Source organism: Streptomyces sp. NPDC085524 (assembly GCF_044541755.1).
GTDB lineage: Bacteria > Actinomycetota > Actinomycetes > Streptomycetales > Streptomycetaceae > Streptomyces.
This window is the reverse complement of sequence record NZ_JBITTH010000068.1, coordinates 1-3586: the sequence shown is the minus strand read 5'-3', so window position 1 is coordinate 3586 and position 3586 is coordinate 1. Positions and strand designations below refer to the sequence as shown.

At 71.9% G+C, this 3586-nt stretch carries 4 protein-coding genes and 1 pseudogene; all 5 read left to right on the top strand.

All coding sequences use genetic code 11. The features are described 5' to 3' along the window. Positions 1-105: pseudogene (locus tag ACIGFK_RS42410) on the top strand (ABC transporter permease); the annotation flags it as partial. 282 nt (positions 106-387) lie between these two features. Continuing rightward, a complete protein-coding gene (locus ACIGFK_RS42405) occupies positions 388-1155 on the top strand; it encodes a GntR family transcriptional regulator (RefSeq protein ID WP_400056149.1) in 768 nt (255 codons plus the stop codon). Positions 1156-1229: 74 nt separating this feature from the next. Continuing rightward, positions 1230-1457, top strand: a complete 228-nt coding sequence (locus ACIGFK_RS42400) for a ferredoxin family protein (RefSeq protein WP_125741086.1) — start codon at positions 1230-1232, stop codon at positions 1455-1457. Positions 1458-1471: 14 nt separating this feature from the next. Beyond that, positions 1472-2812 carry an ABC transporter substrate-binding protein gene (locus ACIGFK_RS42395; protein WP_400056147.1) on the top strand — a complete coding sequence of 447 codons (1341 nt, stop codon included), beginning with the start codon at positions 1472-1474 and terminating at the stop codon, positions 2810-2812. Then, positions 2809-3586: ABC transporter permease (locus ACIGFK_RS42390; RefSeq protein ID WP_400056145.1), on the top strand; the 778-nt coding region annotated here is incomplete at its 3' end. The genes ACIGFK_RS42395 and ACIGFK_RS42390, both read left to right, overlap by 4 nt.

Below are 3586 nucleotides of genomic sequence, written 5' to 3'. Positions count from 1 at the left end.
GCGATCATCCTCATCCTCGTCGTCGGCATCGCCATCGACCTGCTCATCTTCAGCCCCGCCGAACGCTGGGTCCTGCGCAGCCGCGGCCTCCTGGTCAAGAGCTGAACTCCCTTTCCACACCGGCTCGTCCAGCAGCAGCACCGGCTCCGCGGAGGCATCGCCTCCGACGGAGCCGGTGCTGTTTTCGGCGTCTCGTACCGGTGGACCCGCGCGCCTCGGGCCGGCGTTCGCATCGTGGCCACGGGGTGGTCCACGTTGTGGTCACCATGGTGGCGGATCTTGCCACGGTGGCGGCGAAATCGCAGGTCAGAGTCGCGTGAACGGGGCATCAGGTGGCGCAATACTGCGGCAACACCACGGGTGGCACAGGCCCGGTACGTTCCTTTCATGCCCGCCGAACCCGCCCCCGCCGCCCGCCCGGTGGCCGCCGCGCGCCGCCGCCGGCTGCGCGCGGACCAGGCCCGGCAACTCGCCGACCTGCTGCGCCATCAGATCCTGGCGGGCGGCTTCCCCGGCGGCGTCCTGCCCCTCGAGGACGTCATCGCCGCCGACTACCGGGCCAGCCGCAACACCGTCCGCCAGGCCCTGGACCTGCTGCGCGGCGAGCAACTCGTCGACCGGCAGCCGGGGGTCGGCACGGTGGTGGTCTGCGAGAAGTACCCGCACGGCCTGGACCGCCTCCAGGGCCTGGCCGAGACCCTGCACGAGCACGGCCGGGTCACCAACGAGGTCCGCACCGTGGGGCCGGTGACCGCACCGGGCCCGGTGGCACACCGGCTGGGGCTGCCCGAGCACACCGACGTGCTCTGCATCGAGCGGCTGCGCCGCCTGAACGGGCTGCCGCTCTCCCTCGACCTGTCCTACCTGCCCATGGACCTGGGCGGTGAACTCCTCGGCTGCGACCTCGAGAACACGGACGTGTTCCGGCTGCTGGAGTCGCTGACCGGAAGCCCACTGGGCCACGCCGAGATCACCCTCGAGGCCGTCAACGCCGACGCGCACTCGGCGGCCGTCCTCCAGGCGCCGCGCGGCGCCGCCGTCCTGATGCTGGAACGGCTGACCCGTCTGCCCGACGGGCGGCCGGTGGACCTGGAGTTCATCCGGTTCCGCGGCGACCGCATCACCATGAGCGGCGTGCTGCGCCGCTCGCTCTGAGCCCTGCCTCCCGAGCACTTCTCCCTTCCCCCCGTCCTCCTGTTCCCCGCCCCTCCGGGCCCTTGGAGACAGCCATGCCCCTTGTTCCCCAGCGCGCCGACGTGCCCGTGACCATCGACGAGTCCAAGTGCATCGACGGCTGCACGCTCTGCGTCGACATGTGTCCCCTCGATTCGCTCGCGATCCGCGAGGACAACGGCAAGGCGTACATGCACGTGGACGAGTGCTGGTACTGCGGCCCGTGCGCCGCGCGCTGTCCCACCGGCGCGGTGACCGTCAACATGCCCTACCTGCTCCGGTGAAAGGCCCCCTCCCCATGCGTCGCAGAATCCTCACCCCGGCCGTACCGATCGCCCTGCTCCTGCCCCTGGCCACCGCCTGCGGCGGCGAGGGCGCGGCGGGCGGCTCGCCGAAGACGGTCACGGTGACCGTCGGCTACCAGTCCAAGACCATCAACACCGTCACGGCCGGCACCCTGCTCCGCTCCCTGGGCTATTTCGAGGAGCAGCTCGCCGCACGCGGCAAGCAGGAGGGGGTGACGTACAAGGTCGACTGGCAGGACTACCCGACCGGCGCTCCCATCACCGCACAGATGACCGCGGGGAAGATCGACATCGGTTCGATGGGCGATTTCCCGCTGCTGATCAACGCCGTACGGGGCAGGGAACTGAAGCAGCCGACCGAGCTGGTCTCGGTCACCGGCTACAACCTGAGCGGCGGCCTGAACACGGTGGTGACCGCGCCGGATTCGAAGCTGGCGTCGCTGGCCGACCTGAGCGGCAAGAAGGTGTCCACGAGCGTGGGCTCGGCCGCCGACGGCACCCTGATACGGGCCCTGCAGCGTGCCGGGATCGACCCGGACAAGGGCATCCAGAAACTCAACCAGCAGCCCAGCGTGGGGGCTTCGGCCCTGCAGGCGGGCAGCGCGGACGCGTTGTCGCAGTTCGTGGCCTGGCCCGGCCAGCTGGCCTTCGAGGGCCGGGCGAAGGCCCTGTACGACGGGGCCGAGCTGAACCTGCCGACCTTCCACGGGGTCACCGTCCGGCAGAAGTTCGCCGGTGAGAAGCCGGGCGTACTGGACGACTTCCTGAAGGCGCAGCGCCGGGCGACCGACTACCTGCGGACGAACCCGGTGGCGGCTGCCGAGTCGGTGGCGAAGGAGACGGGTCTGCCGCCCGAGGTGGTCTACCTCTACAACGGTGCGAACGGCATCGCCTCCTTCGACCCGGAGCTCCGCCCGGAGCTGATCGCCGCTCTGAAGGAGGACGTGCCGGTGCTGAAGGCGGCCGGGCTGGTGGGCGACGTGGACGTGGACGCCTTCGTCGACCCGGCCCCGCTCAAGCGGGCCGTGACGGCCCCGCCCTACCCGCAGGCGGCCGCCGCCAGGCCCGAGCTGTGGCTGAAGGGCCAGAGCGCCACGGTCGCCTTCGACAGCCCCAAGGAGCTGCTGAAGGCCGCCAAGGGTGCGGACGTGCGGGCCGCGTACGTGCCGGACGCCCTGACCGGCACCCTGTGGTTCGCCGACAAGGCGGTGTGGGTGGCCGACGGCGCCGACCTGCGCGCCTTCGTCACCCCGGCGAACGCGAAGCGCTACGCCGACGCCCACGCCGGGGCTCGGATCGTCGGCTACGCGGACGCCGTGGGTCTCGCGTCATGAGTGCGCGCCGCTGGCTGGTCCGTGCCGCCTCCCTGGGCGCGGCCCTCGGGCTGTGGCAGCTGCTGACGTCCCTGGACGTCAACCTGTGGCTGCGGTTCGAACAGTTCCCGACGGTCGGCGAGGTGGCCTCCGCCTTCGCCGACCGCCTCGGCACCGGACCGTACTGGGAGGACCTGGGCCACAGCCTGCGCCGCATCGTGGTGGGCTTCCTGCTGGCCGCGGTGCTGGGGGTCGCGGTCGGCACCGCGATCGCCCGGTCCCGGTGGGCCGCCGACCTGCTGGGCCCGCTGGTGGAGGTGGCGCGGCCGGTGCCGGCCATCGCCCTCGTCCCGGTCGCCATTCTGCTCCTGCCGACCAACGAGCAGGGCATCGTGTTCATCACCTTCGCCGCCGCCTTCTTCCCGGTGGTGGTGTCGACCCGGCACGCGGTCCGGGCCCTCACCCCGGTGTGGGAGGAGGCCGTGCTGACCATGGGCGGCGGCCGGCTGCGGGTGCTGTTCTCGGTGGTGCTGCCCGGCGCGCTGCCGGGCATCTTCGGCGGCCTGTCGGTGGGCATGGGCGTGGCGTGGATCTGTGTGATCTCCGCGGAGATGATCTCGGGCGAGTACGGGGTGGGCTACCGCACCTGGCAGTCGTACACCATCCTCGACTACCCGGGGGTCTTCGTCGGCATGGCCACCATCGGCGCCCTGGGCTGGCTCACTTCGACCGCGGTGGAGCTGCTGGGCCGCCGCGCCACCGCCTGGCTGCCCCGCCCGACCGCGGGGGGGGGGG